Here is a 25278-nt window from a genome sequence, read left to right as displayed (position 1 = left end):
GAGACTATGGTGGGGCGGTGCGGATGGCGTCAAACGCCATCATGAAAATTTCAAGGAATGAAACGGAAGATCGGGTAAACCCTTTCGCAATCAACATGAATGGGCCGCCTTTGCGGTTGCGCTGGCGTAGGCAGCTGAAGTTTGGTTTTGACAGGCAAAACACCCAGGTATCACGTTTCAGTGCGCCGACAGCATTCCTGCGAAAACCGGCGCGTCCACGTTGGCGCCGGTCAGGGCCACGCCCACGTTCTGGCCGGCCAGGCTCTGCCTTTCCTGCAGCGCCGCTGCAAAACCCGCCGCGCCTGCGCCCTCGGCCACGTTGTGCGTGTCGGTGAACAGGGCGCGCATGGCGGCAGCCACCTCGGCGTCGCTCACCTGCACGATGTGATCGATGTGGGGCGCCATCACGGCCAGGGCCTCGGCATCGGCCACGCGGCAGGCCATGCCGTCGGCGAGCTCTGTGGTGACGGGAGCCTCCACCACGCGGCCCGCCGCGAGCGAATCAGCATAGGTGGTGGCGTGGCTGCTGACCACGCCCACCACGCGCACGGGGTGCTGCAGCGCCAGCTTGGCGGCGATGGCCGAGCACGCGCCCGAGCCCTGGCCGATGGGCACGTACACCACATCCAGCTGCGGCACGGCGCGCAAGAATTCCCACCAGTAGGTGCTCACGCCGCGCAGCAGGTCGGGGTGGAAGCTGGGCACCATGTGCGCGCCGCGCCGGGCGGCCAATTGCATCGCGTGTTCGCGCGCTTCCTGAAAGTCGTTGCCGTGCTCGATGAGCGTGACGCCCAGTGCGCGCATGGCGGCGTTCTTCTCGACCGAGTTGCCACGCGGAACGACGATGGTGCAGGCCACGCCGTGGCGGCGCGCGGACCAGCCCATGCTCTGGCCGTGGTTGCCGCGTGTGGCGCTGATCACCTCAGAGGGCAGCGCGCCGCGCTGGGCGAGCTGGTCGAAGTAGGTCAGCCCGCCACGGATCTTGAAGGCGCCCACGGGCGTGTGGTTTTCGTGCTTGAGCCAGCAGTCGGTGCCCAGGCGTGCACTCAGCAGGCTCCAGCGGTACTGGGGCGTGGCGGCAAATTCGCGGTACACGACCTCGGCGGCGGCTTCGATCTCGGCCAGTGTGGGCAGCAAGGCGGTGGGGTCGAGGCGGGTGTTCATGCGGCGGCTTTCTTTTCGGGCAAAGACGACAGGGTGACCGCGCCCAGCGGCGTGGCGAAAAGTGCAGTGAGACGGGGCGCGCTACCTGCAGCGACGGCGGCCAGCGGGCCGACACCGATGGCGTCACATGCGGCCTGCAGCGTGGTGGCCTGCGGGTGCTGCAGCGTGAGCCGCTGCAGCTGCACGCCGCTGGCGGGCAGGCTGTCGCAAGGGTGCGTGCTGCCCCACTGGATCAGGGTGGGCAGGCAGCCGTCCATCAGGCGCAGACCGTCGTCCCGCACCGTGATCTGCCACTGCAGCAGGCCGTTCGGTGTGGGGCGGCTGGCGGTGATGATGGCGCCGCGTTCGATGTCCAGCGCCGCCAGTGCTGCGCACTGCGCGGCCACCTCCGGCACGGAGGCCACCCAGTGAATGAGCTGCGGGCCTTGCTCTGCCACCTGCTGCTGCAAGGCGGCATCATCCATGTCAAACCAGCGTCTGGCGCTTGATGGTATTGCGGGAATAGCTTCTCTATTAATAGCAATGATCTCCAGGTAGGCGCGTGGATGCGCCGGGCTCCCGACATTGAAGATGCGGTTGTGTGTGCCCATCAGCGGGTGTTCGCCGCCCGCTGTGGGGGTGATGCCCAGCGTGCGTTCGCACCAGGCCACTCCGCTCGCCAGGTCGGCCGCCAGCACCACCAGATGGTCCACGCAGGGCGCGCAGGGGGATGTGGTCACAGCAACACCTCGCCCGACACGCAGGTGACCGAGCTGCCGCCCACCCAGATGGTGTCGCCGTCCTGCTCCACATATACGCGCCCGGCGCGCCCCAGGCAGGTGCCTTGGGCGGCCACATACTGCGTGGGTGCCAGCCCGGCGCCGATGAGCCACTGCGCCAGTGCGGCGTTGAGGCTGCCGGTCACGGGGTCTTCGGCCAGGCCGTTGTTGCCGGGGAAGAAGGCGCGCACTTCAAAGGCGATGCCCTCGGCATCGGTGCTGCCGATGACGCCGACTTTTCCGCGCGGGCCCACCACGCCCACGTCGAGCTGGCCGAGGATGCTGGCGTCTGGCTTGAGCGCCAGCACCTGCTTGCCGCTGCGCAACATCACGCCGCGCCAGTTGGGTCCGTTGTCGCACCAGGCGTGGTGCAGGATGTCGCTGCGCGCCACGCCCAGGCCGCTGGCGATCAGCACGACGTCCTCTTCAGCGAGCGGGCCGCTCCTGATCAGCGGAGGCGCAGCAAAGGCCAGGCGCTCGCCGTCCTGCCGCAGCGTGACCAGGCCCACGCCGCATTCCTGCACCACCTTGCCTGACGCCTGCGGCTGGCCGCCCGCCCGCAGCCAAGCGTGGCAGCTGCCCAGCGTGGGGTGGCCGGCAAAAGGTAGTTCGCGCCCGGGGCAGAAGATGCGCACGCGGTAGTCGGCGCCGGCGGCGCGGCCTTCGGGCGTGGGGGGCAGCACAAAGGTGGCTTCGGACAGGTTGGTCCAGTTGGTGAACTCCTGCATGGCTTCGGTGCTGAGGCCGGAGCCGTCCAGCACCACGGCCAGAGGGTTGCCACGGTAGGGCTGCCCGGTGAAGACATCAACTTGCTGGAAAGGGCGTTGGTGCATGGTGGTCAAGTCCTATGTTGAAAAACGCTGAAATGATGGAAGTGCCGGACACGCCGGGGGATAGACCAGCGCGTGGGCGGTGTCTGCGGGCTCGGTGAGGTTGGGGCCTGGAAGGCGTGAGGCCCCCCGGGGGTCAACCGCTGGGCGGCGGTACGGTGGAGCCAGGCCGGATCACAGCAACACCACCCCGTCAATGCAGGTGACGGCACGGCCACCCACCCACAGCTGGTGGTCATCGTCCTGGCGGATGTGCACGCGGCCCGCGCGGCCCAGGCATTCGCCCTGGGCCACCAGGTAGCTGCGGGGGGCCAGGCCATCGGCAATCAGCCATTCGGCCAGGCTCGCGTTGAGGGTGCCCGTCACCGGGTCTTCGGGGTTGCCCATGGGCGCGGCAAACGCGCGCACCACCACGCCGGGCTGGGCGGTGTTGCTGACGGCTGGGCCCACGTGGATCACGCCCACGTCCTGGCCCAGGTCCTTCAGGCGGGCGTGGTCGGGGTGCAGGCCCAGCACCGTGTCGGCGCTGTCGAGCAGCAGGCCCAGCCACACGGGGCCGTTGTCCAGCATCTGCGCACCCAGAATCTGCTGCGGGCGCAGGCCCAGGGCGCTCGCAATCAGCGGCACCAGCGCGGGGCTGGGGGCGCTGCGCTTGAGCGGGGGCGCCGCAAACGCCAGGGTGTCGCCGCTCAGGGCAATGCGCACCAGGCCCAGCGCACATTCCTGGATCACCATGCCGTCTTGTTGCGGACGGTGGCCTGCCTGCAGCCAAGCGTGGCAGGTGCCCAGCGTGGGGTGGCCCGCAAAAGGCAGCTCGCCATTGGGGCTGAAGATGCGCAGGCGGTAGTCGGCTCCGGCCGCGCGCCCGGCGTCTGTGGGCGGCATCAGAAAGGTGGTTTCCGACAGGTTGGTCCAGGCCGCAAAGCGGCGCATGTCGCTGTCGCTCAGGCCGTCGGCATCCAGCACCACGGCCACGGGGTTGCCGTAGCCGGGGCGGTCGCTGAAGACGTCGATCTGCTTGAAGGGGCGCTGGTGCATGGTGAGGCGCGGTCAGGAGAGGGGTTGGTCCAGGACCCCGCGGGCGCCGGGGCGGGTGCTGACCGTGTTGTACCACCGCTCCAGGTGGGGGCGTGCGGTGCGATCTTGCGGCAGGCTCCACCAGCGGTGGATCTCGCAACCCACCGGGATGTCGACCATCGTGAACCGCTCACCCGCCATGAAGGTCTGGCGCGCCAGGTGGGCGTCCAGCAGGGCCAGCAGGGGCTCCGTGGCCGCCACCGATGCGGCAATCAGTGCATCGTTGCGCTGGGCCGCGGGCGTGCGTATCCACTGAATGAAGGCATCGCGCCCGGCGGGGTTCAGCGTGGTCTGCTGCCAGTCCATCCACTGCTCGGCCACAAAGCGCGTGGGCAGGTCTTCGGGGTACAGGTTGCCCAGCGAATGCCGGGCGCACAGGTAGCGCACGATGGCGTTGGACTCCCACAGGGTCACGCCCGTGTCCTCGTCCTCAATCAGTGGCACCAGGCCATTGGGGTTGAGGCCCAGGTAGCGCGCCTCGCGCACGATGCCGTACTGGCCGCCCGCGTCGGTGCGCTGCACCGAGGGCAGGCCCAGCTCCTGCACGGCCCACACGACCTTGCGCACGTTGATGGACGACATCCTTCCCCAGACTCTTAGCATGCTTGATGGACTTTCATGGTGCGTTGCGCGACCCCGGGTGCATGAAGAAGGCGCGATCATCCGAGGTAGCCGCGGAACTGGCTTCGCCAGGCCGCTGGCTGCGTCCCCCTCCCGCGCAGCGAGAGAAGGGGAAGCGGCGCAGCCGCTCAGGGGGCCGCATCCTTGATCGCTGCGGCCAGCGCCGCGATGCCGGTGGCGATCTGCTCCACCGTGGAGGTCACGAACGACAGCCGCAGGGTGCGGTGGTCGGCGTTGTCGGCATAGAAGGCCGCGCCGGGCACAAAGGCCACATTGCGCTCCACGGCCTTGGGCAGCAGATCGATGGCGCTCATGCCTTCCGGCAGGCGCACCCACAGGAACATGCCGCCGTCGGGGCGGTTCCAGTGCACGGAGAGGCCCTGCATTTCCCTGTCGAGTGCGGCCAGCATGGCCTCGCACTGCTGCTTGTACAGCGCGCGGATGGTAGGCACGTGGCGGTCCAGGAAGCCGTCCTTCATCACCTCGGCCACCAGTCGCTGGTTGTAGCCGGGCGTGTGCAGGTCGGCCGCCTGCTTGGCCTGCAGCAGCTTGGGGTACACGGCCTTGGGCGCCACGATGTAGCCCAGGCGCAGGCCGGGGGCCAGCACCTTGGAGAACGAGCCCATGTAGATGCAGCCCTCGGGGTTGCGGGCCGTGAGCGGGGCCGGCGGCGGTGCGTCGAACCACAGGTCGCCGTAGGGGTTGTCTTCCACCAGGGGCAGGTTCAGCTCGGCGGCGGCGGCCACCAGCTCGGCGCGGCGCGCATCGCTCATGGTGCGGCCCGTGGGGTTCTGGAAGTTGGGCAGAACGTACAGAAAGCGCGCCTTGTTCGCGCCCGTGCCCACCTTGGCGCGCAGATCGTCGATCAGCACGCCCTGGTCGTCGCTGGCCACGGACACCACGTTGGGCTCCATGGGCGTGAAGGCCTGCAGCGCGCCCAGGTAGGTGGGCGTTTCCACCAGCACGCTGCTATCGGTGTCGATGAGGATCTTGGCGATCAGGTCCAGCGCCTGCTGCGAGCCGGTGGTGATCAGGATCTGGTCGGCGTCCACGTCCCAGGGCAAAAAGTCGGCAATCGCCTGGCGCAGCGGTGCATAGCCTTCGCTGGCGGCGTATTGCAGGGCGGCGGGGCCATCGTTGGCCAGCACAGCGGCCGAGGCCGCGGCAAACGCGGAGACCGGGAAGGTCTTGGGTGATGGCAGGCCACCCGCCAGGCTGATGATGCCGGGCTTTTCGGTGACCTTCAGGATTTCGCGGATGACCGAGGGGTTCATGCGCTCGGCACGGCGTGCCAGGGTCCAGGTGCTGGTGGTGGGAAGGTCGTTCAGTTTCACTCTCGTCTCCTGCGGGCGGCCGCCGTGGCCGCTACGGTTACTAAGTTGTTCAAAAAAGAGGGTGCGGCAAGGCCGCCCGTGGGGGTGGCGCATTGTCGGGCACGGGTGGGCAGGCGGCACTTCATGGGGGGTTTCCTGCCGCGCGCACCGGCATCTTCTTGCCGACAAACACCGTGGCGATCACGGCCAGCGCAAAACCCACCGTGACGGCGTCCAGCCGCTCGCCCAGCAGGGGCACGGCAAACAGCATGCCCAGAAACGGTTGCACCAGTTGCACCTGGCTCACACGCACCGTGCCCCCCAGGGCCAGCCCCCGGTACCAGGCAAAAAAGCCCAGCCACATCGAAAACACCGCAACGTACGCAAAACCCCACCAGGCAGACGCCTGCACGGCCCCTTCCGGGCGCGCCAGCACACTGGCGGGCAAGGTGATGGGCAGGGAGATGACCAAGGCCCAGCAGATCACATGCTCGGCCCGCATGCGTTGCGACAGCCGGGCGCCATAGCCGTATCCCACAGCGGCACAGGCCATCGCAGCGAGCAGCAGCGCATCAGCGGGGTGCAGGGCCATGCCGGCGCTGCCCGAGCGCAGCAGCGCAAACCCCACCACCAGGCCGCTGCCCACGGCGGCGCAGAGCCAAAAGCCTGCACAGGGGCGCTGACGGTGCAGCAGCGCGCCCACCGCCGCCGTGGCCAGCGGCAGCACGCCCACAATCACGCTGGCGTGCACGGCCTCCACATAGCGCATGGCCACCGAGGTGAACAGCGGGAAGCCGAACACCACCCCCGCCGCCGTGATGGCCAGCGGCCACCAGTCAGTACGCCGCGGCCAGGGGGCGCGGGTGGCCAGCAGAAACAGGCCGGACAGCCCTGCAGCCACCACGGCACGGCCCAGTGCAATGAAAACACCCGACATCTGCGGCGCCTCGGGCGTGCCCACGGCCAGGCGCGTCATGGGCAGGGTCAGCGCAAAGATGGTGACGCCCAGCAGTCCGAGCCACAGTCCCCGGATTTCATCGGCCTTCATAGCGTCAGCATCCACAGTGCGGTCGCGGCAAGCACCAGCGACAGCAGGCGGTTGAACCACAGAAGGCGGCTCCCCTGGGCGAGCCACTGGCGCAGCAGCGAGCCAATCAGTGCATAGGCAAAGTTGCTGGTGAACGCAAAACCCATCATCACCACGCAGATGATGGCCAGCCGCTCGCCGGGGTTGGGCGCGGGCTGCCCGGCGGCGTTGACCACCCAGCCGGCGCTCAGGGTGAGGGCCAGCATCCAGGCCTTGATGTTGACAAACTGCAGACCCACCCCCTGCCAGAACGTCACGTTCAGGTGCGTGGTGTCGATCTCTGCCATCTTGCCCGCCCGGCACAGCTTCCAGGCCAGCCAGAGCATGTAGGCCACGCCCAGCAGCGTCACGCCCCAGCGCAGCGCGGGCACGCCTGTGATCAGCGCCCCCAGCCCCAGGCCGCTGCCCAGCATGAGCAGCGTCCAGCCCGTGGGCACCGCAAGGCAAAAGCGCAGTGCCCGCCTGAGCCCCAGGTTGGCCGCCAGCGCGGTGGACAAGGTGGTGTTGGGCCCCGGCGAAAAGCTCATGGCGGTGCAAAACAGCAGCAGGGCGGTGAGTTCGGCGGCGCTCATGGGGGCAGGGTGGGGGCAGAGTGGGGGAGGCACTTGTGGCGGGGCGGTCTTCAATGTAATCTTCTCACCAGTACACAACCAGTACAGACAGTCGGCGCAGTTGCAAAACTGTATTGCCCGGCAGGACAGTACACAGGCGCTGGCGGCGCGCGCTCCGGGGGCATTCGATGTTGATGAAATCTTCCACCCAGTCACTCACCGAGCAATTGTCGGCCCGGTTTGCCGAGCGCATCCGCAACCGCCTCATGGCGCCCGGCGCGCGTTTGCCGTCGGTGCGCCAGTGCGCGCAGCAGCATGGCGTGAGCCCGTCCACAGTGGTGGCCGCTTATGACACCCTGCTGGCACAGGGGCTGGTGGAGGCGCGCAAGAACCGGGGATTCTTTGTGCGTGAAAGTGGGCTCGCCCCGCGCGGGCCGGACCTGCCCGCCGGTGCGCAGGCCCGGCCCGCCGACGTTGCGCTGGAGAGCGCTGCCGGCAACTGGAGCACCGCCCACGGGTTGGCAGCACGTGCTGCCGGGCGCGCCGCTGCAGGGGTGTCGCCCGTCAACGCCACGGCGCTGATCCGGGGGATGTTCCACAAGGTCAGCGACAAGCCGCAGCCCGGCATGGGGGTCTTCCCGCCCGAGTGGCTGGAGTCCACCTTCATGCCCGCTGCGGTGCGCAAGGTCACCAACTCGCGCAGCCTGCAGGATTTTTCGCTGCAGTATGGAGAGCCGCTGGGCGATGCGGGGCTGCGGTGCGTGCTGGCCAAAAGGCTGTCCACGCTCAACGTGCACACGGTGCCCGAGCACATCATCACCACGGTGGGCGCCACGCACGCGCTGGACATCGTGAGCCGCACCCTGCTGCGCCCGGGCGACCCGGTGATGGTGGAGGAGCCCGGCTGGGCCGTGGAGTTTGCGCGCCTGGCGGCGCTGGGCATGCACATCCTGCCCGTGCCGCGCCGCGCCGACGGGCCCGACCTGGAGGTGATGGCCCGCTACTGCGAGGTGCACAAGCCCAAGCTCTACGTGAGCGTGAGCGTGTTCCACAACCCCACGGGCTATTGCCTCACGCCGGGCAGCGCGCACCGCATCCTGCAGCTGGCCAACCAGCACAACTTTTACGTGGTGGAAGACGACACCTACAGCCACATCGCGCCCGAGCATGCCACGCGCCTCACGGCGCTCGACGGCCTCTCACGCACCATCTACGTGAGCGGATTTGCCAAGATCCTCGCGCCCAACTGGCGCATCGGTTTCATGGCCGCGCCGCACGCACTGGTGGAGCAACTGCTCGACACCAAGCTGCTGGCCACGCTGACCACGCCTGCGCTGCTGGAAAAGGCCCTTGCCCTGTGCATCGAGCAAGGCCAGCTGCGCCGCCACGCCGAACGCATCCGCACGCGGCTGGATGCCGCGCGCGCCCGCAGCGTCAAGCTGGCGCTGGGCGCGGGCTGCACGTTTGCCGCCGAACCGGTGGGCCTGTTTGGCTGGGTGGAAACGGGGGTGGATACCGACGCGCTGTCGCAGCGCATGCTCGACGAGGGCTATCTGCTGGCGCCTGGCGCGCTGTTCCACGCCGAGCGCAAACCCAGCACGCTGATGCGCATCAACTTCGCCACCACACAGGACGCGGCGTTCTGGAAGGTCTTCCAGCGCGTGCGGGCCGAGCAGCAGGGGCGTTGACGGAGCAGCGCCCGGAGATGTTAAAAATGATAGCTGCTCGCGCTTGATGGATAAGCGCTGGCGGCCAAAAACATGCTTATTTTCGCTCTACGTCGAGGTCGGCAAGAACGCGCAGCAACGCGCGGTTGACCTCTTCGAGATCCATCTCGAAGGTTTCGCACAGCTGGCGGATCGCGCTGGCGTCGTCCGTCTCCAGCGCGCAGGCCATTTGCAGGCCGCCGGTGTAGGGGCCGGTGTTCAGCACGGTGGCGTCATAGATGCGTTCGGACAATGGCAGGCGGCGCAAGATGGTGCCCAGCGGCTCGCCCAGCAGTTCGTCGATGTGCGAGAGCAGGCCACACAGGTAGATCTCGCGCCGCAGGTCGTGCTCGATCCCGGCATCAAGCAGGTGCGCAGTCAGCCGGGCGCGCATCACCATGGTTTCGCGCACCGGGTGCATGTTGGGGTCGGTGCTGGCATGGGGCAGCTGGTCGGACAGCCAGCGCTTGATGGAGCCGTACCCCATCATCACCAGCCCGCGCCGCAGCGAGTCGATGCCGGTGCGCAGGCCCAGGGCCGCCGAGTTGGTGTAGACCATGAAGCGGTACGCCAGCAGCGGGTCTTCGCCCATGATGTCTTCAAACGTTTCCAGCGATTGCTCGGCGTCAATCGCCTTCATCAGCTTGAAGATCACCGCGTGCGAAGGTTGCTGGGGATGGTGGCGCAGGCCGTACAGCACGTCTTCCGATGGCCAGCCCGCCAGGGCCAGCGCGTTGCTGTGGTCCAGGCACAGCTCCATCAGCGCCCGGCTTGCCACGCCCTCGTACATCTGTCCCGCCAGCACCGGGCTTGCGGCGCGCGGCGCTTGCGGCGTTGCGCCCGGGCGGGCAGGGGGGGCGGCCTGCAGCGCGGCTGCGGCATCTTCGGGGCGCAGGGTGAGCAGGCTGTTGTCAAAACAGCGCGCCACATCGGCTTCGGGCAACTGGTGGGCGCCACCGCGCCACACCAGCTTGAGCCCCCGCTGGTGCGCCGCCCGCACCCGTGCGTAGATCGCCGAATCGGACAGCCAGTCTCCGCGCACCTCGATCCACGGCGCACCGCGCGGCGCATGCTCCAGCAGGTCGCACAGCAGCTGGCGTGTCTGGGCCGATATGAGCAGCGGCGGCGAGCTGGCGGTCCACAGCTCCTGCAGGGTGCGCAGCAGATGCGCTGCATCCACCGCAACCGATGCTTCGTTGTGCGCGTAAAGCTGGATGCCCGCCAGCTTGCGGGTGCGGTTCCACAAAGGGCGGTAGCCCAGGATGAGGCTGCCAAGAACGGATTGGGCCATGTGCTCTCAGGCAATGTAATGGGCCCTGGTCACGGAGTGCCTCCTGCACCCCCGCAAACGGGCATTAACCGATGTAGTTGAACAGCGAGAGTCTCTGAACCTGCGCGTAAGACTTGAGCGCAGCCTCGTAGCCTACCTGCTGGTTCTGGAAGTCCGAAATGCCCTTGATCATATCGAGATCTTCGGCCCGCGAGCGGTCGCCTTCCAGCTGTACGGAGCGCTTTTCCTGGTCGCCCGTGATGCGGTCTGCGCGGTTGAGCAACTCGCCCGCGTAACCGCGCATGTTGTGCAGGCGTTCCATTCCGATGTCCATGTTGGCCAGGGCCTGCCCCACTGCCTGGATGGCCGCATTGCTGTTGGGCGCGTCGCGGATGTCGCGGATGGCGCTGTCCAGCGTGCTGAATATGCTGGGGCTCGGCTGCAGCGTGATGGTGTCGCCGTTGGCCGGGTTGCCGGTGATGGTGAAGCTCAGCCCCGGAATGTCGGTCATGGCGATGGTCAACGGCTTGTCCGAGGGGTAGTCGGGCACAGTCACGGGTGCAGATATAGCACCGGTGGTTGTGTTGGTAAGGGTGTAGGTCGCGGTGCTGGTGCCCGGCGTCGCACCCGGGCCCACGGCGCTGAAGGCGATGGTGTAGTTGTCGCCCGTGACCAGTGACTTGTCCACCGGGGTGACGGCGGACGTCGTGAGCTGCCGGGTGTTCGGGATGGCGCTCACCGCCGCGTTGTAAACGCCGTCGCGCTGCGGGTTGAACATGAAGGCAGAGTCTCCGTCCAGCATGCCCGGGATGGTCACCCCGGTGCTGGAGGTTTGCCCCGGCAGGCCGGCGAAGCTGTAGTCTGGCGTGGTGGTCAGCGGGCCCAGGAAAGGTGCCAGGGCGCTGCCCAGCGCGCCCAGCAGCGGCACGCCGTTGGTGTCCTTGCGGTTGGCCACTTCAACCATCTGCTCGCGCAGCCCCTGCAGCTGGTTGGCGATGGTGGCCCGGTCATTGGGCGTCAAGGTGCCGCCGCCGGCGCTCACTGTCAGCTCGCGGAAGTTCTGCATGAGCCCGATGGCATCACCCAGCGCAGACTCGGCCTGGGCGATGGCATTGCGCTGGGTTTCCAGTGCGCGCTGCTCGGTCTGGATGCGCGCCAGACGGTTGATGGCCCGCTCCGCCTGCGCAGCCGACACCGGGTCGTCGCTGGGCCGCACGACCCGTTTTCCGGAGGTCAGGTTTTCCTGCAGGTTGGACAGGGAGGTGTGCCGCTGGCCGATGTTGCGCAGTGCCGTGTCGTACTGGTTGGCGGTGCTCACCCGGTAGAGAGAGTTGCTCATGGAGGACTCCGTTCAGGCCGTCAGCGGCCCAGCCCCTGGATCAGGGTGTCGAAAATGTTCTGCGCAATCTGCAGCATCTTGGCAGATGCCTGGTAGGCCTGCTGGAACTGGATCAGGCGGGCAGCTTCCTCATCGAGGTTGACGCCCGAGACGGCCGTGCGGTCGCGCTCCAGGTTGGCGGCAATGGCGGACGACAGCTCGGCCGCGTACTGCGCGCTCTGCGTGCGCGTGCCCACCTGCGCCATGGCGCTGGCAAACCCGTCGGACAGGGTCGCGCCGTCGAACATCTGCACATCGCGCAGGTCCATCAGGGCGCGCGCGTTGCCCGCGTCGCGCTTGTACCAGTCACCAAACTGCGCGTCAGTGGCGGCGCCCACCGTGACGGTGTCGCCGCTTTTGGGTGCGCCCTGCAGCGTGATTTCCCAGCCATTGATGGCGATGGTCTCGCCGGAAACGTAGTTGCCGGTAGCGATGGTTGCTATGGGTGGGCCGGGAACCGTAGCCGAATAGGTTGCAGGCGATCCCGCCGTGAAGGCAATCGTGACAGGACTGCCCGTGGCCGGTTGCGTGATCGGGCCAGTCGCCTTCAGGGATGCCAGCTGGAGCGTACCCCCATTCGCTGCCCCCATAGCTGCGTTGACCGGGTTGGCAGCCGCCAGGTCCACCGGCGAGTACTGCAGTGCCTTGAATTCCGCCGCCGCGCCAACCATCGGGTTTGCCAGAAACCGGTCGCCAGCCGCCGCGCCTGCAAACGCGCCAGGCGGCGCACCGCCGTCATTGATGGCCAGGCCGTTGTTGCCCATGATGGTCGACAGCTCGCCCAGGGTTGCGAAAACGAACACCTTGTTGTCCGATTGGCGTGTCACCGACCCGGCGGCCGCGCCTGTGAAGGCGATCTCGAAGCTGGACGCCTGCAGCCTGGTGGGGTCGGCCACCTGCAGCCCCATCGTGGCACCCGATGTGTTGGCGCTGCCGGTGACGGCATTGCCCAGGCTGATCGGGGCAAACAGGTTTTCACCGGGGGTGCCGTCCAGCGTCAGCCCCAGCCGGTTCTGCGTGTTCATCGACTCGCTGATGGCGATGGCCATGCGCCCGAGCAGGTTGCGCCCTTCGGCCAGATCGTTGTTCTGAAAGCGCAGCAGGCCTGCCACCTGGCCGCCGCCCAGCATGCTTTCGTTCAGCTCCACCTTGGTGGCCGAGCCGGGTTGCTGGAAGGTGAGCACCTTCTTGCCGCTGCCCGCGCCAAAATCCGCGGGGTCCTCGATCGACAGCAGGGCAGCCTTGTTGCCCAGCACCAGGGGCTGGCTGCCAGCCACAAAAACGCTGACCGAGCCGTCATCGGCAGCCACCTGTGATGTCTGGATGTGCTGGTTCAGGTCGCGGATCAGCTGGTCGCGCTGGTCCAGCAGGTCATTGGCGGGCTGGCCGTTGCCTTTGGCCCGGGCAATCTGCTCGTTCACGGCGGCAATGTTCCTGGCCAGGCTGTTGACCGCGATCATGCTGCCCTTGAGCTGCTCGGCCACGGTGTAGCCGATCTCGTCGAGCCGTTGCGAGGCATCGCGCATGCGCGCGGCGGTTTCGTCCATGCGCGTCAGGGCCACGCTGCGGGCGGTGAGGTCCGTGGGCGAGCTCACCACATCCGACAGGGCATTCATCATGTCGTTGATGGACGCGCCGATGCCGCTCGGGCCACCGCTAAAGACTTCCTGCAGCTGGCGCAAGCGGGCCATGCGCACGGTGTCGCCCGCGTCCACCGAGGACGCCGCCGTCGCCTGCCGCGTGAGCAGCTCGCTGTGGTTGCGCAAGATGGTCTGCACGTCCACGCCCTTGCCGATGTAGCCACCGCCGGTGAACTGGCCTTGCACAGTCTGCAGCACCACGGTCTGGCGCGAGTAGCCTGCGGTGCTCACATTGGCGATGTTGTGGCCTGCGGTTTGCAGGGCCACCTGGTTGGCCAGCAGGGCGCGGGCGCCCACGTTAAGCAAGCTCATGACTCACCTCGCATTTCAGCGATCCCCAGCGCTGCCTGCACCCCCAGCGCGTGAGACTGGCGCGGCCCTAGCCAGTGCCCCCGCGCAAGGGCCGCCCCGCCGCGCTGGGGGCGTCCCCCTCCCGCGAAGCGAGAGAGGGGGAAGGCGCGAAGCGACTCAGGGGGTGTTTGCATGGTCAAGCCTGCGCCCGCTGTGCGCGCAGCACGCTGTTGATGGCGCCACTGAGCTTTCTGGCGTATTCGGGGTCGGTGGCGTACCCCGCCTTTTGCAGCGCCGAGGCATAGGCCATGGCCGAGCCGGACTGGGCCACAGACTCGGCCTTCTCGTAGCGCGGGCTTTCCTTGATCAGGCGGGCGTAGTCGCGGAACGAATCCTCGTACGAGTCGTAGGCGCGGAACTTGGCCGTCACCTTCTGGGCCTTGCCGTTGATGTATTCGGTGGTGGTGATCTCGGCCACCTTGCCCGTCCAGGCCTTGGTGGCCTTGATGCCGAACAGGTTGAACGAATTGGAGCCGTCCTTGTGGCGGATCTCGCTCTTGCCCCAGCCGGTTTCGTGCCCGGCCTGGCCCAGCATGAAGCTTGCGGGAATGCCGCTTTCCTGCGCCACGCGTTCGGCCGTGCCGCTCAGGTGCTGCACAAAGCCATCGCGGCCCCTGGGAACCTGGGTCGTGGCTTCGGCAGGCATCGATGTGGAGGGCAATGTTGCGCGGGACTGTGCCTGCGGCAGGCTGAGCGTGGAAGGCACGGAGAAACTGGTGTCGGCACCGCCCATCTGGCGCGAGAGCTGGCGTGCAATCGCCTCCGACAGCCCGCCCTGCATGCCCGACATGCTGATCGACAGCTGCTGGTCGAGCATGTCCTGGCCGAGGTTGGCCTGTTCGCCCTCCATGAGGCCCGATTTCATCGTGGCGTCGCGCATGCTCTTGATCAGCTCGCGCATGAACAGCGATTCGAACTGCTTGGCCACCTCACGCGTGGCCTGGGCGCTGTTGGCCGCACCCGCATCGACCTTGAGCGCGTTGAGCGAGCGGATGTCCACCGCCAGCGCATTCGTGGTGCTGCTGGTCGTGGTGGAGGAAGGCAAGGTGAGGGCCATGGCTGCTCCTCCGGGGTCAGATCACTTCCAGCTCGGCGTTCAGGGCGCCGGCGGCCTTGATGGCCTGCAGGATGGCCAGCAGATCCTGGGGCGTTACGCCCAGGCTGTTGAGCGCGCGCACCACATCGCTCAGCAGCGGTGCAGCCGGCATGTTGACCACCTTGCCGCCGTCGTACTGGATGGCAATGTCGCTCTTGACGGCCGACACCGTCTGGCCGCGCGACAGCGGGTTGGGCTGGCTGATGACCGGGGTCTCGTCGATGATCACCGACAGGTTGCCGTGCGCAATGGCACACGGGCCCAGCGTCACGGCCTGGTTCAGAACGATGGAGCCCGTGCGCGCGTTGATGACCACCTTGGCCGCGCGGGGCGTTTCGGGCAGCGGCAACTCTTCCAGCTCGGCAATGAAGTTCACGCGGGCATGCGCATCGGGCGGCGCCTGCACGCGCACGGTGCGTGCGTCCAGCGCTTCGGCCGTACCCGGGCCCCGCCGTGCGTTGATGGCCTGCGCCACGGTGCGCGCGGTCTGGAAGTCCGAGGCATTGAGCCCCAGTGTGATGGTGTCGCCTTCGTGCAGCGGGGTGGGCACCGAGCGCTCCACCAGCGCCCCGTCAGGGATGCGGCCGGCGCTCAGGTGGTTGACCTGCACGCTGCTGCGGTCGCCCGCCGTGTTGGCGCGGCCACCCGTGGCACCGGCGCCCGCCACCACCAGGTTGCCCTGGGCAATGGCATAGATCTCGCCGTCGGCGCCCCGCAGGGGCGTGGCAATCAGGGTGCCGCCCTTGATGGACTTGGCCGAACCGATGGAGGACACGGTCACGTCGATCATCTGGCCGGGCTGCGCAAACGGCGGCAGCTGGGCCGTGACCACCACGGTGGCCACGTTGTCGAGCTTGAGGGCCGCCGAGCCCGGCGGCAGGCTGATGCCCATCTGCTGCAGGTAGTTCTGCATGGCCTGCCCGGTGATGGGCATGCCCGATTTGTCGCCCGTGCCGTCCAGGCCGACCACCAGTCCGTAGCCCGACAACTGGTTGTTGCGCACCCCCTGCACGGCGGCGACTTCCTTGATGCGCAGCGCCTGCGCGGGCAGGGCCAGGGTCAGCATTGCGAGTGCGGCCAGGTAGGCAATGCGGCGGGACAAAGGCAGGAGGTTCATGCCTCCATTGTGGAGAGCTGTGCCGCCAGCTAAAGCGTGAAAAGAGGCGGCTTCCGGCGCTTGTTGGGGTCACAAAGTGGGCTTGATTTCAAGCCAAATTGGCCTCTGGCGCTTATCCATCAAGCGCGGGTAGCTATCTTTTTTGATTTTTCGGGCGTTGCGCCTGGGCAGCTGGAAGCGGGTTGCGGATGCAGTAGTAGTACCCGTTGCGCACGCTGGCGATGTAGTTGGGGTGCACTTTGCCGGCATCGTCGGCGGGGTCGTACAGGCCGGTCTGCACGTGGTAGGGGGTGTGGGGCCGCAGGGTCACGCCGCCGCCGTAGAAGCCCGCGGCCTCGGCGGCTTCCATTTCTTCGACGGTGGGCAGTGCCGCCTGCTGCGACTGGCAATAGCGCTGCGCCATGTCGCGCGATACCAGCTGGTCTGCATGCCCCGGCGCAGACAGCAGCCACTGTGCAGCGCCCAAAGGGTTCTGGTGGGCGGAAAAGCGCGTGCCGCTGAAGTAGTCCACCACGGCGCGCGCCAGCGCTTCGCCCAGCTCCTGCACCGGGGCGGTGACGGTGAAGCTCTGCGATGCGCCGGTGCCCAGCCGCACCAGCGTGACGGTGGCCTGCACCAGCGTCTCCTGCAGGCGCGTGTAGCTGATGTAGGCGGCCAGTGCCACGTTGCGCGCCTTGTCCTGCAGCGCCTGCCGGGCCGCAGCATCCAGCGCGGCGGCACGCTGCAGCTCATCGGGCGAGATGCCCGAGAACTCGAAGCGCAACCGGGGCCGCGCGCCATTGATGCGGCGGCTTTGCTTGTCCACCTCGCCAATGAACTGCGTATTGACCGTGCGGCCCAGCTGGGCCAGCGCCATGCGCTCGTGGTGTGCCTGCAGCTGGTCCACCGCCTGCAGTGCTTCCAGTGTCTTGGCCGGGTCGGCCTTGGCAGTGTGCAGGTCGGCAAAGATTTTGCGGTCCTGGCCATAGTCGCCCAGGTCCGACGCGCGCACCACCGGGATGTTGGGCCAGACGGTAAAGGTCTGGTCGGGCGGGTCGCGCAGATCCTGCGCGGTGGCCAGGCCGCCGCACAGCACCAGCGCCGAGGCGGAGAGGCGGAGAAACCGAGCGACCAGGGGGTTCATTTAGAAAGGCGTGATGGAGTTGAAGGCGCGTGTCAGCCAGCCGATGGCCTGGGCCTCCGCCTGCTCGCCCTGGCCGCGGGAGACTACGCGCACGTTGGCAACGTATATCGAGTCGATGACACTGCCTGCATGCTGTGCTTCGCGGCTGAGATGGCGAGGATCGACGATGCCCGAGAACCGCAGCACATCCACGCTGCGGTTCACGCCCACCTGCTTTTCACCCGTGATGACGAGGTGACCATTGGGCAGCACTTCGGTGACGATGGTGGTTATCTTGCTGTCGAATTCATTTTCGCTGGTCGTTTTGCCGCCGCCCTTGAAATCGTTGTCGTAACCAGCTTTCATGGCCGAGCGCCCGGCGATCTTTGCTGCTGTGGAAGCACCGAGCAGAGGGAGCGCTGTGATACCGCCGCCAACGCTGCCGTCGCGGTCAACGTTCGACCGGCTGTTTTGGCTGGCCTTGATTTTCTCGAAAACCCGGATGGTGACCATGTCGCCCACAAAGCGTGCCCGCTGGTCTTCGAGTGGCGGCCGGTAGCTGGCGGTATGGAACAGGCTGCCTGTGGCAGGCACGGCGTTGCGCGGCTGGGCGGGGGCGAGAACCGGCGGCGCGGTGGACAGCACGTCCACGGGTGGCGGCGGGTTCAGGGTGGCGCAGCCGGTAGCGAGCAGGGCGAGGGCCACGGAGCCGGTCAGTCGCAGGAGGGAGGTCATCTTGGCGCTCCTTACAGTTGGGACAGCTTGGCCAGCATCTGGTCAGATGTCTGGATGGCTTTGGAATTCATCTCGTAGGCGCGCTGGGTCTGGATCATGCTGACCAGCTCTTCCACCACGTTGATGTTGGAGTTTTCCAGAAATTTGTGCCGGATTTCCCCCAGCGAATTGGTCAGGGGGTTGCCGGCCTCGGGGCCGCCGGACGCCACGGTTTCGCGATACAGGTTGTTGCCCAGCGGCTCCAGCCCGGCCGGGTTCACGAAATTGGCCAGCTCGATTTGCGGCCCCGCCGTGGTGACGCCGGCGCGGGTGATCGAGACCTGGCCGTTCGGGCCGATGTCGAGGGTGTCGCCAATCTGCAGGTTGATGGCCGGAATGAGCGGATAGCCCTCGTTCGTGACCACGTCGCCGTTGCCGTTGCGCGTGAAATTGCCGGCGCGCGTGTAGCCGGTAGTGCCGTCGGGCATCTGGATCTGGAAGAAGCCCTGACCGTTGACCGCAATGTCCAGCGCGTTGCCGGTGTTGGCCAGCGAGCCCTGCATGAAATTGCGCGAGGTGGAGCCCACATTGACCCCCAGGCCCAAGTGCAGGCCGGTGGGCAGCTGCGTGTCGTCTCCGGTTTGTGCGCCCACCTGCCGGTGGTTCTGGTACATCAGGTCCTGAAACACCGCGAAGTTGCGTTTGAAACCGGTGGTGGAGACGTTGGCCAGGTTGTGCGAGATCACGTCCAGGTTGGTCTGCTGGGCGGTCATGCCGGTCTTGGCAATCCAGAGGGAATTCATCATGGCAGGGTTTCCTTTCCTTTAGCCGTTGAGGCTGAGCAGCTGGCCGGCGGACTTGTCGTTGGTTTCGGCGGTCTGCAACAGGCGCATCTGCTGCTCGAACTGGCGCGAGGCCGCAATCATTCCCACCATGCTTTCCACCGCGTTGACGTTGGAGCCTTCCAGCGCGCCCGGCTGCATGCGGGCATTGGGGTCGGCGGCAAGGGCGTTGCCGTTGGCCGCGCGGAACAGGCCGTCGTCACCGCGGCGCACCGGGTTCTCCGCGTTCGCCGTGGCCAGCTTGATGCGGCCGGCTGCCACGGGCGGCTCGTTGCCCACCCGGGCCGAGACGGTGCCATCCGGTGACAGGGTGACCGTGGCGTTGGGGGGAACGTCGATGGGCGCACCACCGTCCGACAGCACGGGCAAGCCCTGGGGCGTCACCAGCTGACCGTTGTTCGACACTTCGAACTGGCCCGCGCGTGTATAGGCCTCCGTGCCGTCCAGCCCCTGCACCGCGAACCAGGCATTGCCCTGGGCCATGGCATCGAGGTTGCGGCCCGTGGTCTGCGCGGGGCCGGGTGTGCTCACATGGCCCGACGTGGCCTCCAGCGCAAACACGCGGGTGGTGGAGCCATCGCCCTGGATGGGCACGGAGCGGAAGGTGGACATCTCTGCACGGAACCCCTGGGTGGAGGCGTTGGCGAGGTTGTTGGACAGCACGGCCTGCCGGTGGGCGGCCGCGTTGGCGCCGGTCATCGCGGTGTAAATGATGCGGTCCATGGTCGTGCTTTCCTTTTAGTTTTTCACCCGGTCGCCCTGTGCGCGCGACGCCAGAAACTGGCGCGCCCCGAGCGAGGGCAGCCGCGCAAGGGCCGCCCCGCCGCGCTGGCTGCGTCCCCTCGCCCGCAGCGCGCAGCGTTGCGAGAGCGGGGGGAAGGCGCGCAGCGCCACAGGGGGGTGTTGCTTCATCGCAGATTCACCAGGGTGGACATCACCTGGTCCTGCGTCTTGATGGTCTGTGCGTTGGCCTGGTAGGCGCGCTGGGCGGTCATCATGTTCACCAGCTCTGCCGTGAGGTCCACGTTGGAGTCTTCGAGTGCGCCGGAGCGCAGTGCGCCGAAGTTGCCATCGCCCGGTTTGCCCATGACGGCCGGGCCGGAGTCAAACGATTCCACCCAGTTGTTGCCGCCCACGGCCAGCAGGCCCTGCGGGTTGCGGAAGTTGGCCAGAGCCACCTGCGCCTCGGCCCGGGTCACGCCGTTGGAGTAGCTGGCCATGACCATCCCGTTGTTGGAGATGTTGATGCTGGTGAGGTCGCCCGAGGCGTAGCCGTCCTGCGTGAGGTCGGCCACGGCGAACTTGCTGCCGAACTGGGTGACGCTGTCGAAATCGATGTTCACGTCCCAGGGAGCGGGCGGGTTGTTCGGATTGGAGGTGGCGGGATCAACATTGACCACCATGGGGACCGTGCTGGCGGCCGGGTCGTACTTTCCGTTTCCGTCGAAGGCAAGCTGGCCAATGGGGGTTGCCACGACTGGCGGAACAGCGGTCGGATCATCCAGCTGCGTATAGACGTCCCAGTTGTTGGAGCCATTCTTCTCGAAGTACAGGTTGACGGGAATGGGCACACCCTGCGTGTCGTACACATTGATGGACGTTCCATAGGTGGAGCGCGGTGTGGGTGGAACGGGCGGAGTGGCGGCCGGATCACCTGCTGCGTCCTTGGCGCGCGCATCCAGGTTCAGCGTGGCGGTCATGTTCAGGGTCTGCTTGGCTTCGATGGGCGCACCGGTGGGAAAGCTCAGCGGCTGTGCTTCCGACGTGCTCAGACCCGTTGCCGGGTCCACCCGGAACCCCATCACCTGCGCGCCGTTGTTGGTCACCAGGTCGCCGGACTTGTCCAGTTTGAAGTTGCCCGCGCGCGTGTACGCGGGGGTGCCATCCGTCTGCATCACCTTGAAGAAGCCATTGCCGTTGATGGCCACATCCAGGTTGTTGCCCGTGACGTTGACGTTGCCCTGGGAGAACTGCTGCGCCACAGCAGCCACCTCCACCCCGATACCGTAGTTGCCGCCACCGCCGCCCATCGAGGCGGCCACCATCTCGGCAAACTCGGCGCGCGAGGCCTTGAAACCGGTGGTATTGGCATTGGCGATGTTGTGGCCGATCACATCCAGGTTCTTGCTGGAGGCGTTCAGGCCCGAGAGGCCGTGTTGGAAACCCATGGTGTGCTCCTGAGAGGAATCGAATTACAGAATGGCCTTGATGCCGGATTGGGTGGTCATGCCGCCGCGGGCCAGCTGCATTTGCAGCGTGCCGTTGTCCATGCTGATGGCGGACACGGTGTCGATGGTCAGGGCCGAGGAGGCGACAGGCACCTCCCCATTGGCAGCCAGCACCTTGAAACGCAGGCCTGCGCTGTCGCCCTCGTAGCCGGCGGCGTCCCATGCAAAGTTGTAGCGCCCCGCAGGCAGCGCACCCATGTCCACGGTGCCCAGCTCTTTGCCGGTGGCATCCAGCACCTGAACCTTCACGCTGGCCGCAGAGCCTGCAAGGTCGAAGGCGCCCGTCGCTTTGCTGGTTTCGCTGTCCAGCGCCAGGCTGTTGCCCTCCACCAGCACCTGGCGGCCCACCATGGCGCTGCCCTGCATCAGCTGCTGGGCGGCGAACTGGCTGACCAGCCCCTTCACGGTGTCATTGAGTTGCTGGATGCCGGTGACGGTGTTGATCTGCGCGATCTGCGAGGTCATCTGGGCGTTGTCCAGGGGGTTCATCGGGTCCTGGTTGTTCAGCTGCGCAACCAGCAGCTTCAGGAACCGGTCTTGCGCGGCAGCCGGGTCGGTGGCGGATTCCGTCTTGGAAGAAGCCGCGGTGCCCGGGGCCGTGGAGGAGGTGACGCTGGAAATCATGGCGGTGTCCTGGTGTTACTGGCCCATCTGCAGGGTCTTGAGGAGCAGCGTCTTGGCCGTGTTCATGACTTCGACGTTGTTCTGGTAGGAGCGGGAGGCCGAGATCATGTTGACCATCTCCTCCACGGCGTTGACGTTGGAATGGGTCACGTAGCCCTGGTCGTCGGCCAGCGGGTGGCTGGGGTCGTGCACCCGGCGGCCCGGGGAGTCGCTTTCGCTGATGGCGCTCACGCGCACACCGGCCGAGCTTTCCGGGCCCATGGGTGCGGTCTGGAACACCACCTGGCGGGCCTTGTAGGCCTGGCCATCGGGCCCGGCCACGGCGTCGACGTTGGCCAGGTTGCTGGCCACCACGTTGAGCCGCTGGGACTGGGCACTGACGGCACTTCCAGAGACGCTGAAGATGGAGAACATGGACATGGGGAACTCGCTTTCTGCGCGGCGGGGCTATCGGTTACTGGCCCTGGATCGCGCTGAGCATGGTTTTGGCGTTGCCATTGATGAAGCGCAGCGTGGTCTCGTAGCGCACCGCGTTGTCGACAAAGTTGGCCCGCTCGCGGTCCAGATCGACCGTGTTGTTGTCCAGGCTGGGCTGTGATTGCACGGAGTAGCCCAGTGTGCCGGGGGCGCCTGTGCCTGAGCTGGCAGCGGGCAGCGGGATGTGGCGGGGGTCGGTGGCGCCCTGGGTGCCGACGGAAGTGCCTGCCGCCATGCGGCTGTCGCCGGAGCCGGTGGCCTCGCGCATGGCATCTGCAAAACGGAAGTCGCGGGCCACATAACCGGGGGTGTCTGCGTTGGCAATGTTGCTTGCGATGGCGCGCTGGCGCTCGGCGCGCAGGATCAGCGCGTTTCCGAGGAAGTCCATCCGGTTGGTCATCTTGTCAAGCATGTTGGCCTCACACCCTGGGTTGCATTCAACAGAGCCGGGGGCAGGTTCCGGCGTGGTTCGATTGTGAAAGCGGGTGCGTTTTGCTAAAGCGCGAAGAACGCGCCATTGCACGCGCAGTTCCGGGTTTTGCCCGCGCCCGGCGTGCCTATAGTTCCAGTCGTGAAATAGTCTTTGCCGCCCGTGCGGGCAGTGCAGCAATGCCCAGGAGGCCCCCATGCCATCAATCCGTTTTTCTTCTGCAATGCCCCGCCTTGCCGCCCGCCTGGTTCGCGCGTGCGCCCTGGGTGTGCTGGCCTTGGCGGGCAGCGGCGCCGCTCTGGCCCAGGCCGCTCCAGACCCGGGCACCGATCTCGGCCCACTGACCCAGCGCTGGCTGGACGACGCCATGTCGCGCAACCAGGCCGCTGGATTGCCCCTGCGCATGGAAGTGAGCGTTGGCTCGCTGGATTCGCGCCTGCGGCTGGCGCCGTGCGCGCGGGTCGAGCCCTATCTGCCAACGGGCGCCAAGCTTTGGGGGCGTACCCGGCTGGGGCTGCGGTGTGTCGAAGGGCCCACCGCCTGGAACGTGTTCCTGCCGGTCACCGTCAAGGCCTTCGGCCCGGCGTGGGTGTTGACCGGCCCGGTGGCGACGGGCACGGTGCTCTCCGCCCAGGACGCCATGGAGGCCGAGGTGGACTGGGCCGAGGAATCGGCGCCCGTCATGGCCAACCCGGAAATGTGGGTGGGGCAGGTGGCAGCGCGCCCGCTGGTTGCGGGCCAGGCGCTGCGCCAAAGCATGGTCCGGGCGCCCCAGCTGTTCCGGGCCGGGGCCCAGGTCAAGGTGCTGGCGCAGGGCCCGGGCTATGCGGTCGCCTCGGCGGGGCAGGCCATGTCGGCCGGTGTCGCAGGGCAGATTGTTCGCATTCGCATGGACAATGGTCGAATCATTAGCGGTACTGTGAACGAATCTGGGACTGTTGTGGTCGCGCTGTGATGACGTTGGCGCGATAAATCGCTAAAGTCCCGGCCAAATGGGTCGAAAACATTGCTACTGTGCCCCACATCAAACGGGGTGGTGGAGAGAGCGATGAAGATTGGTCAACAACCGGAACTCCCGGGCGCCTTGGCGCAGACGGGGCTTGCCAAGCAAGCCAAAAGCCCCCCCAGCGCTGCTGAAGGGGCTGCCAAAGATGCTGCGGCGGTGTCATCCGCCGGTGTGCCTGTCACCGTTTCCACTGCTGCGCGTGCGCTGAACCAGACGGCCCGCTCCACTGCCGATTTTGATGCTGGCAAGGTCCAGGCCGTGCGCACCGCCATCGAGAAAGGCACGTTCTCGGTGAACGCGGACGCCATTGCCGACAAGATGCTCTCCAACGCCGCAGAAATCCTGGCCCGCTCGCGTGGCTGATTGATCCCCCATCGCATCGCAACTTTTTTGGCAGGCAGGCGCCATCCACCGCACAATGCGCCATGCCACTGGAAGAATCCCTCTCGGCTGTTGAGCAGCTGATCGAAAAAGTCTCTGCCGCCCTTCTGGCGGCAGATCCCCAATCCCTGGAAAAGAGCAGCACCGCGCTGCGTGACGCGGCGGCGCAGTTGACCTACGCGCTGGAGCAGTCTGCGCAGCGGGGCCAGCCCTTGCCCGCGCCGCTGCAACAGCGTGTAGAGGCCATTGGCGCCATGCTGGCCAACCAGCGCGAAGGGTTGGCAAGGCTGTCCGCCAACGCCGACCGGCAGGTTGCAGGCCTGCTGCCCGAGGCCGGCACACCCGCCACCTATGGTGACGGTAGGGCGGTGCAGCCCGGCAAAGCGGGCGTGGCACGCATCTACAAGTCGGCGGGATAAGCTCAAACCCAAAAAAGATAGCTGCTTGCGCTTGTCGTTATTGAGTTTCAGATAGATAACGGTCTGAAACCATTGACTGACAAGCGCAAGCAGCTATTGTTTTATGGAGTCGGCACCCTGTTGATGCTTTAAAAGCCCGAACGGTTCAATGGGGTTCGTGCCGACTCAAAAGTACTCGTGAGTGCTTCTGAATGCCCACCCGGCGCAGCCGGGAGACGGGTCGCGCTCAGTGCGCCCGCATTTTGGCCCGCAGGCGGGCGATGGACTGGCTGTGCAGCTGACACACGCGGGATTCGGTGACCCCCAGCACGGCGGCAATCTCCTTGAGGTTCATGTCGTGCTCGTAGTACATGCCCATGATGTGCTGCTCGCGCTCGGGCAGGGTCTTGATGGCGTTGACCAGCGATATCTTGAGGCGCTGGTCGCGCAGCAATTCCATCGGGTCGGCGTCGCTGTCGGCCACATGGCGGTCGAGGAAACCGTCATCGTCCTCGTTGCCGCGGGTCATGTCTTCCAGGTACACCAGCTGCGTGCCCCGCACCTTGCCCAGCAGGCTCTGGTATTCGGGCAGGCCCATGCCCATTTCGCTGGCGATTTCCGACTCCAGCGGGCTGCGGCCGAGTTTTTGCTCCAGCCGCTGCACCGCGTGCTCGATGTCTTTCTGGCTTTTGCGCGAGCTGCGGCTCATCCAGTCGCCCTCGCGCAACTCGTCGAGCATGGCGCCCCGGATGCGCTGGGTGGCAAAGGTTTCGAACTGCACACCCTGGGTCACTTCGTAGCGCGACAGGGCTTCCGCCAGGCCCATCATGCCCACCTGGATCAGGTCGTCCAGCTCCACATTGGGGGGCAGCTTGGCGATCATGTGGTGCGCAATCCTTCGCACCAGCGGCACGTGCTGGCGGATGGTCGCATCACGATCGAGCTGGCCTTTGGAGGTGTACATAGAGAGCGTGTTATGCACTTATACGTGCCCACGAAAGCCGGGGCAAGGCCCGACAACGAGACGCAGGACGCGTCGCAGTATCCATACTGCCAGCGGCCTGCAACGACGTGGCCGGGCCTTGCCCCGGCTTTCCCTCCGGGCTGACCCCAGAGG

The 25278-nt window shown here is 66.8% G+C and carries 27 protein-coding genes; 4 read left to right on the top strand and 23 right to left on the bottom strand.

Going from position 1 to position 25278, the window contains the following annotated elements:
- Nucleotides 1-177: 177 nt before the first annotated feature.
- From AAFF19_RS20595 to AAFF19_RS20560, 8 genes are all read right to left on the bottom strand, one after another.
- Nucleotides 178-1164: a threonine dehydratase gene (locus AAFF19_RS20595; protein ID WP_182120173.1), complete on the bottom strand. Its 987-nt coding sequence runs from the start codon at nucleotides 1162-1164 to the stop codon at nucleotides 178-180.
- Nucleotides 1161-1883, bottom strand: coding sequence for a VOC family protein (locus AAFF19_RS20590; RefSeq protein ID WP_182120174.1), 723 nt, complete (start codon nucleotides 1881-1883; stop codon nucleotides 1161-1163). The genes AAFF19_RS20595 and AAFF19_RS20590 overlap by 4 nt, the downstream gene beginning before the upstream one ends.
- Nucleotides 1880-2755, bottom strand: a complete 876-nt coding sequence (locus AAFF19_RS20585; RefSeq protein WP_182120175.1) for a PhzF family phenazine biosynthesis protein — start codon at nucleotides 2753-2755, stop codon at nucleotides 1880-1882. Before AAFF19_RS20585 ends, AAFF19_RS20590 begins: the two co-directional genes overlap by 4 nt.
- Nucleotides 2756-2926: 171 nt before the next feature.
- Nucleotides 2927-3790: a PhzF family phenazine biosynthesis protein gene (locus AAFF19_RS20580; RefSeq protein WP_182120176.1), complete on the bottom strand. Its 864-nt coding sequence runs from the start codon at nucleotides 3788-3790 to the stop codon at nucleotides 2927-2929.
- 12 nt (nucleotides 3791-3802) lie between these two features.
- Nucleotides 3803-4432 carry a glutathione S-transferase gene (locus tag AAFF19_RS20575; RefSeq protein ID WP_182120177.1) on the bottom strand — a complete coding sequence of 210 codons (630 nt, stop codon included), beginning with the start codon at nucleotides 4430-4432 and terminating at the stop codon, nucleotides 3803-3805.
- Nucleotides 4433-4578: 146 nt separating this feature from the next.
- Entirely contained in the window at nucleotides 4579-5784 is a 1206-nt protein-coding gene (locus tag AAFF19_RS20570) for a PLP-dependent aminotransferase family protein (protein ID WP_182120178.1), read from the bottom strand.
- A gap of 121 nt (nucleotides 5785-5905) precedes the next feature.
- Entirely contained in the window at nucleotides 5906-6811 is a 906-nt protein-coding gene (locus tag AAFF19_RS20565; RefSeq protein ID WP_182120179.1) for a DMT family transporter, read from the bottom strand.
- Nucleotides 6808-7422 carry a LysE family translocator gene (locus AAFF19_RS20560; protein ID WP_008904430.1) on the bottom strand — a complete coding sequence of 205 codons (615 nt, stop codon included), beginning with the start codon at nucleotides 7420-7422 and terminating at the stop codon, nucleotides 6808-6810. The genes AAFF19_RS20565 and AAFF19_RS20560 overlap by 4 nt, the downstream gene beginning before the upstream one ends.
- A gap of 167 nt (nucleotides 7423-7589) precedes the next feature.
- Here AAFF19_RS20560 and AAFF19_RS20555 point away from each other — a divergent pair, with 167 nt between their 5' ends.
- Nucleotides 7590-9089, top strand: coding sequence for a PLP-dependent aminotransferase family protein (locus AAFF19_RS20555; RefSeq protein WP_182120180.1), 1500 nt, complete (start codon nucleotides 7590-7592; stop codon nucleotides 9087-9089).
- A 76-nt stretch (nucleotides 9090-9165) separates the two neighbouring features.
- Here AAFF19_RS20555 and AAFF19_RS20550 read toward each other — a convergent pair whose 3' ends face one another.
- From AAFF19_RS20550 to flgB, 14 genes are all read right to left on the bottom strand, one after another.
- Entirely contained in the window at nucleotides 9166-10398 is a 1233-nt protein-coding gene (locus tag AAFF19_RS20550) for an HDOD domain-containing protein (RefSeq protein ID WP_182120181.1), read from the bottom strand.
- A 64-nt stretch (nucleotides 10399-10462) separates the two neighbouring features.
- Nucleotides 10463-11716 carry a flagellar hook-associated protein FlgL gene (gene flgL, locus AAFF19_RS20545; RefSeq protein WP_182120182.1) on the bottom strand — a complete coding sequence of 418 codons (1254 nt, stop codon included), beginning with the start codon at nucleotides 11714-11716 and terminating at the stop codon, nucleotides 10463-10465.
- Nucleotides 11717-11736: 20 nt separating this feature from the next.
- A complete protein-coding gene (flgK, locus tag AAFF19_RS20540) occupies nucleotides 11737-13707 on the bottom strand; it encodes a flagellar hook-associated protein FlgK (protein WP_342720907.1) in 1971 nt (656 codons plus the stop codon).
- Between the two features lie 175 nt (nucleotides 13708-13882).
- Nucleotides 13883-14803: a flagellar assembly peptidoglycan hydrolase FlgJ gene (gene flgJ, locus AAFF19_RS20535; RefSeq protein WP_342720906.1), complete on the bottom strand. Its 921-nt coding sequence runs from the start codon at nucleotides 14801-14803 to the stop codon at nucleotides 13883-13885.
- Nucleotides 14804-14819: 16 nt separating this feature from the next.
- Entirely contained in the window at nucleotides 14820-15959 is a 1140-nt protein-coding gene (locus tag AAFF19_RS20530; RefSeq protein WP_342720905.1) for a flagellar basal body P-ring protein FlgI, read from the bottom strand.
- Nucleotides 15960-16092: 133 nt separating this feature from the next.
- Complete coding sequence (locus AAFF19_RS20525) at nucleotides 16093-17082, bottom strand: hypothetical protein (RefSeq protein WP_342720904.1); 990 nt, start codon at nucleotides 17080-17082, stop codon at nucleotides 16093-16095.
- Entirely contained in the window at nucleotides 17083-17796 is a 714-nt protein-coding gene (locus AAFF19_RS20520; RefSeq protein WP_342720903.1) for a flagellar basal body L-ring protein FlgH, read from the bottom strand.
- Nucleotides 17797-17807: 11 nt separating this feature from the next.
- Nucleotides 17808-18581, bottom strand: a complete 774-nt coding sequence (flgG, locus tag AAFF19_RS20515) for a flagellar basal-body rod protein FlgG (protein ID WP_008904421.1) — start codon at nucleotides 18579-18581, stop codon at nucleotides 17808-17810.
- Between the two features lie 18 nt (nucleotides 18582-18599).
- Nucleotides 18600-19340 (bottom strand): flagellar basal-body rod protein FlgF, encoded by a 741-nt coding sequence (gene flgF, locus AAFF19_RS20510; protein ID WP_342720902.1) that lies wholly within the window; start codon nucleotides 19338-19340, stop codon nucleotides 18600-18602.
- Nucleotides 19341-19355: 15 nt separating this feature from the next.
- Nucleotides 19356-19529, bottom strand: a complete 174-nt coding sequence (locus AAFF19_RS20505) for a hypothetical protein (protein ID WP_342720901.1) — start codon at nucleotides 19527-19529, stop codon at nucleotides 19356-19358.
- On the bottom strand, nucleotides 19526-20785 hold the full coding sequence (gene flgE, locus AAFF19_RS20500; RefSeq protein ID WP_342720900.1) for a flagellar hook protein FlgE: 1260 nt from the start codon (nucleotides 20783-20785) through the stop codon (nucleotides 19526-19528). The genes AAFF19_RS20505 and flgE overlap by 4 nt, the downstream gene beginning before the upstream one ends.
- Nucleotides 20786-20809: 24 nt before the next feature.
- Nucleotides 20810-21469, bottom strand: a complete 660-nt coding sequence (locus AAFF19_RS20495) for a flagellar hook capping FlgD N-terminal domain-containing protein (protein WP_182120190.1) — start codon at nucleotides 21467-21469, stop codon at nucleotides 20810-20812.
- 15 nt (nucleotides 21470-21484) lie between these two features.
- On the bottom strand, nucleotides 21485-21889 hold the full coding sequence (gene flgC / locus AAFF19_RS20490) for a flagellar basal body rod protein FlgC (protein ID WP_008904416.1): 405 nt from the start codon (nucleotides 21887-21889) through the stop codon (nucleotides 21485-21487).
- A 34-nt stretch (nucleotides 21890-21923) separates the two neighbouring features.
- Nucleotides 21924-22358, bottom strand: a complete 435-nt coding sequence (flgB, locus tag AAFF19_RS20485; RefSeq protein ID WP_342720899.1) for a flagellar basal body rod protein FlgB — start codon at nucleotides 22356-22358, stop codon at nucleotides 21924-21926.
- Nucleotides 22359-22599: 241 nt separating this feature from the next.
- Here flgB and flgA point away from each other — a divergent pair, with 241 nt between their 5' ends.
- The 3 genes from flgA to AAFF19_RS20470 all read left to right on the top strand — a co-directional run bounded on the left by flgA (nucleotide 22600) and on the right by AAFF19_RS20470 (nucleotide 24182).
- On the top strand, nucleotides 22600-23331 hold the full coding sequence (gene flgA, locus AAFF19_RS20480) for a flagellar basal body P-ring formation chaperone FlgA (protein WP_182120215.1): 732 nt from the start codon (nucleotides 22600-22602) through the stop codon (nucleotides 23329-23331).
- Between the two features lie 93 nt (nucleotides 23332-23424).
- Nucleotides 23425-23745 (top strand): flagellar biosynthesis anti-sigma factor FlgM, encoded by a 321-nt coding sequence (gene flgM, locus AAFF19_RS20475; RefSeq protein WP_342720898.1) that lies wholly within the window; start codon nucleotides 23425-23427, stop codon nucleotides 23743-23745.
- 62 nt (nucleotides 23746-23807) lie between these two features.
- The gene (locus tag AAFF19_RS20470) at nucleotides 23808-24182 is read left to right on the top strand and encodes a hypothetical protein (protein ID WP_008904412.1); all 375 of its coding nucleotides are present in this window, start codon (nucleotides 23808-23810) and stop codon (nucleotides 24180-24182) included.
- 226 nt (nucleotides 24183-24408) lie between these two features.
- On the opposite strand, the gene AAFF19_RS20465 is transcribed toward AAFF19_RS20470, so the two are convergent.
- Nucleotides 24409-25125 carry an RNA polymerase sigma factor FliA gene (locus AAFF19_RS20465; protein WP_342720897.1) on the bottom strand — a complete coding sequence of 239 codons (717 nt, stop codon included), beginning with the start codon at nucleotides 25123-25125 and terminating at the stop codon, nucleotides 24409-24411.
- Nucleotides 25126-25278: the final 153 nt, after the last annotated feature.

It is taken from the genome of Acidovorax sp. FHTAMBA, assembly GCF_038958875.1.
Classification (GTDB): domain Bacteria; phylum Pseudomonadota; class Gammaproteobacteria; order Burkholderiales; family Burkholderiaceae_C; genus Acidovorax.
Note: the sequence above shows the minus strand (reverse complement) of the source record. Positions and strands in the feature narration are given on the sequence as shown.

Excerpts from the sequence above, each read along its gene's own strand:
- AAFF19_RS20585 (WP_182120175.1), bottom strand. The coding sequence starts at position 2,755 with ATGCACCAACGCCCTTTCCAGCAAGTTGATGTCTTCACCGGGCAGCCC.
- AAFF19_RS20575 (WP_182120177.1), bottom strand. The coding sequence starts at position 4,432 with ATGCTAAGAGTCTGGGGAAGGATGTCGTCCATCAACGTGCGCAAGGTC.
- AAFF19_RS20465 (WP_342720897.1), bottom strand. The coding sequence starts at position 25,125 with ATGTACACCTCCAAAGGCCAGCTCGATCGTGATGCGACCATCCGCCAG.
- AAFF19_RS20520 (WP_342720903.1), bottom strand. The coding sequence starts at position 17,796 with ATGACCTCCCTCCTGCGACTGACCGGCTCCGTGGCCCTCGCCCTGCTC.
- AAFF19_RS20560 (WP_008904430.1), bottom strand. The coding sequence starts at position 7,422 with ATGAGCGCCGCCGAACTCACCGCCCTGCTGCTGTTTTGCACCGCCATG.
- AAFF19_RS20550 (WP_182120181.1), bottom strand. The coding sequence starts at position 10,398 with ATGGCCCAATCCGTTCTTGGCAGCCTCATCCTGGGCTACCGCCCTTTG.
- flgA (WP_182120215.1), top strand. The coding sequence starts at position 22,600 with ATGCCCCGCCTTGCCGCCCGCCTGGTTCGCGCGTGCGCCCTGGGTGTG.
- AAFF19_RS20530 (WP_342720905.1), bottom strand. The coding sequence starts at position 15,959 with ATGAACCTCCTGCCTTTGTCCCGCCGCATTGCCTACCTGGCCGCACTC.
- flgC (WP_008904416.1), bottom strand. The coding sequence starts at position 21,889 with ATGTCCATGTTCTCCATCTTCAGCGTCTCTGGAAGTGCCGTCAGTGCC.
- AAFF19_RS20580 (WP_182120176.1), bottom strand. The coding sequence starts at position 3,790 with ATGCACCAGCGCCCCTTCAAGCAGATCGACGTCTTCAGCGACCGCCCC.
- flgG (WP_008904421.1), bottom strand. The coding sequence starts at position 18,581 with ATGATGAATTCCCTCTGGATTGCCAAGACCGGCATGACCGCCCAGCAG.
- flgE (WP_342720900.1), bottom strand. The coding sequence starts at position 20,785 with ATGGGTTTCCAACACGGCCTCTCGGGCCTGAACGCCTCCAGCAAGAAC.
- flgM (WP_342720898.1), top strand. The coding sequence starts at position 23,425 with ATGAAGATTGGTCAACAACCGGAACTCCCGGGCGCCTTGGCGCAGACG.
- AAFF19_RS20525 (WP_342720904.1), bottom strand. The coding sequence starts at position 17,082 with ATGAACCCCCTGGTCGCTCGGTTTCTCCGCCTCTCCGCCTCGGCGCTG.
- flgK (WP_342720907.1), bottom strand. The coding sequence starts at position 13,707 with ATGAGCTTGCTTAACGTGGGCGCCCGCGCCCTGCTGGCCAACCAGGTG.
- AAFF19_RS20565 (WP_182120179.1), bottom strand. The coding sequence starts at position 6,811 with ATGAAGGCCGATGAAATCCGGGGACTGTGGCTCGGACTGCTGGGCGTC.
- AAFF19_RS20495 (WP_182120190.1), bottom strand. The coding sequence starts at position 21,469 with ATGATTTCCAGCGTCACCTCCTCCACGGCCCCGGGCACCGCGGCTTCT.
- flgL (WP_182120182.1), bottom strand. The coding sequence starts at position 11,716 with ATGAGCAACTCTCTCTACCGGGTGAGCACCGCCAACCAGTACGACACG.
- AAFF19_RS20505 (WP_342720901.1), bottom strand. The coding sequence starts at position 19,529 with ATGAAGCAACACCCCCCTGTGGCGCTGCGCGCCTTCCCCCCGCTCTCG.
- flgB (WP_342720899.1), bottom strand. The coding sequence starts at position 22,358 with ATGCTTGACAAGATGACCAACCGGATGGACTTCCTCGGAAACGCGCTG.
- flgJ (WP_342720906.1), bottom strand. The coding sequence starts at position 14,803 with ATGGCCCTCACCTTGCCTTCCTCCACCACGACCAGCAGCACCACGAAT.
- AAFF19_RS20595 (WP_182120173.1), bottom strand. The coding sequence starts at position 1,164 with ATGAACACCCGCCTCGACCCCACCGCCTTGCTGCCCACACTGGCCGAG.
- AAFF19_RS20555 (WP_182120180.1), top strand. The coding sequence starts at position 7,590 with ATGTTGATGAAATCTTCCACCCAGTCACTCACCGAGCAATTGTCGGCC.
- AAFF19_RS20470 (WP_008904412.1), top strand. The coding sequence starts at position 23,808 with ATGCCACTGGAAGAATCCCTCTCGGCTGTTGAGCAGCTGATCGAAAAA.
- flgF (WP_342720902.1), bottom strand. The coding sequence starts at position 19,340 with ATGGACCGCATCATTTACACCGCGATGACCGGCGCCAACGCGGCCGCC.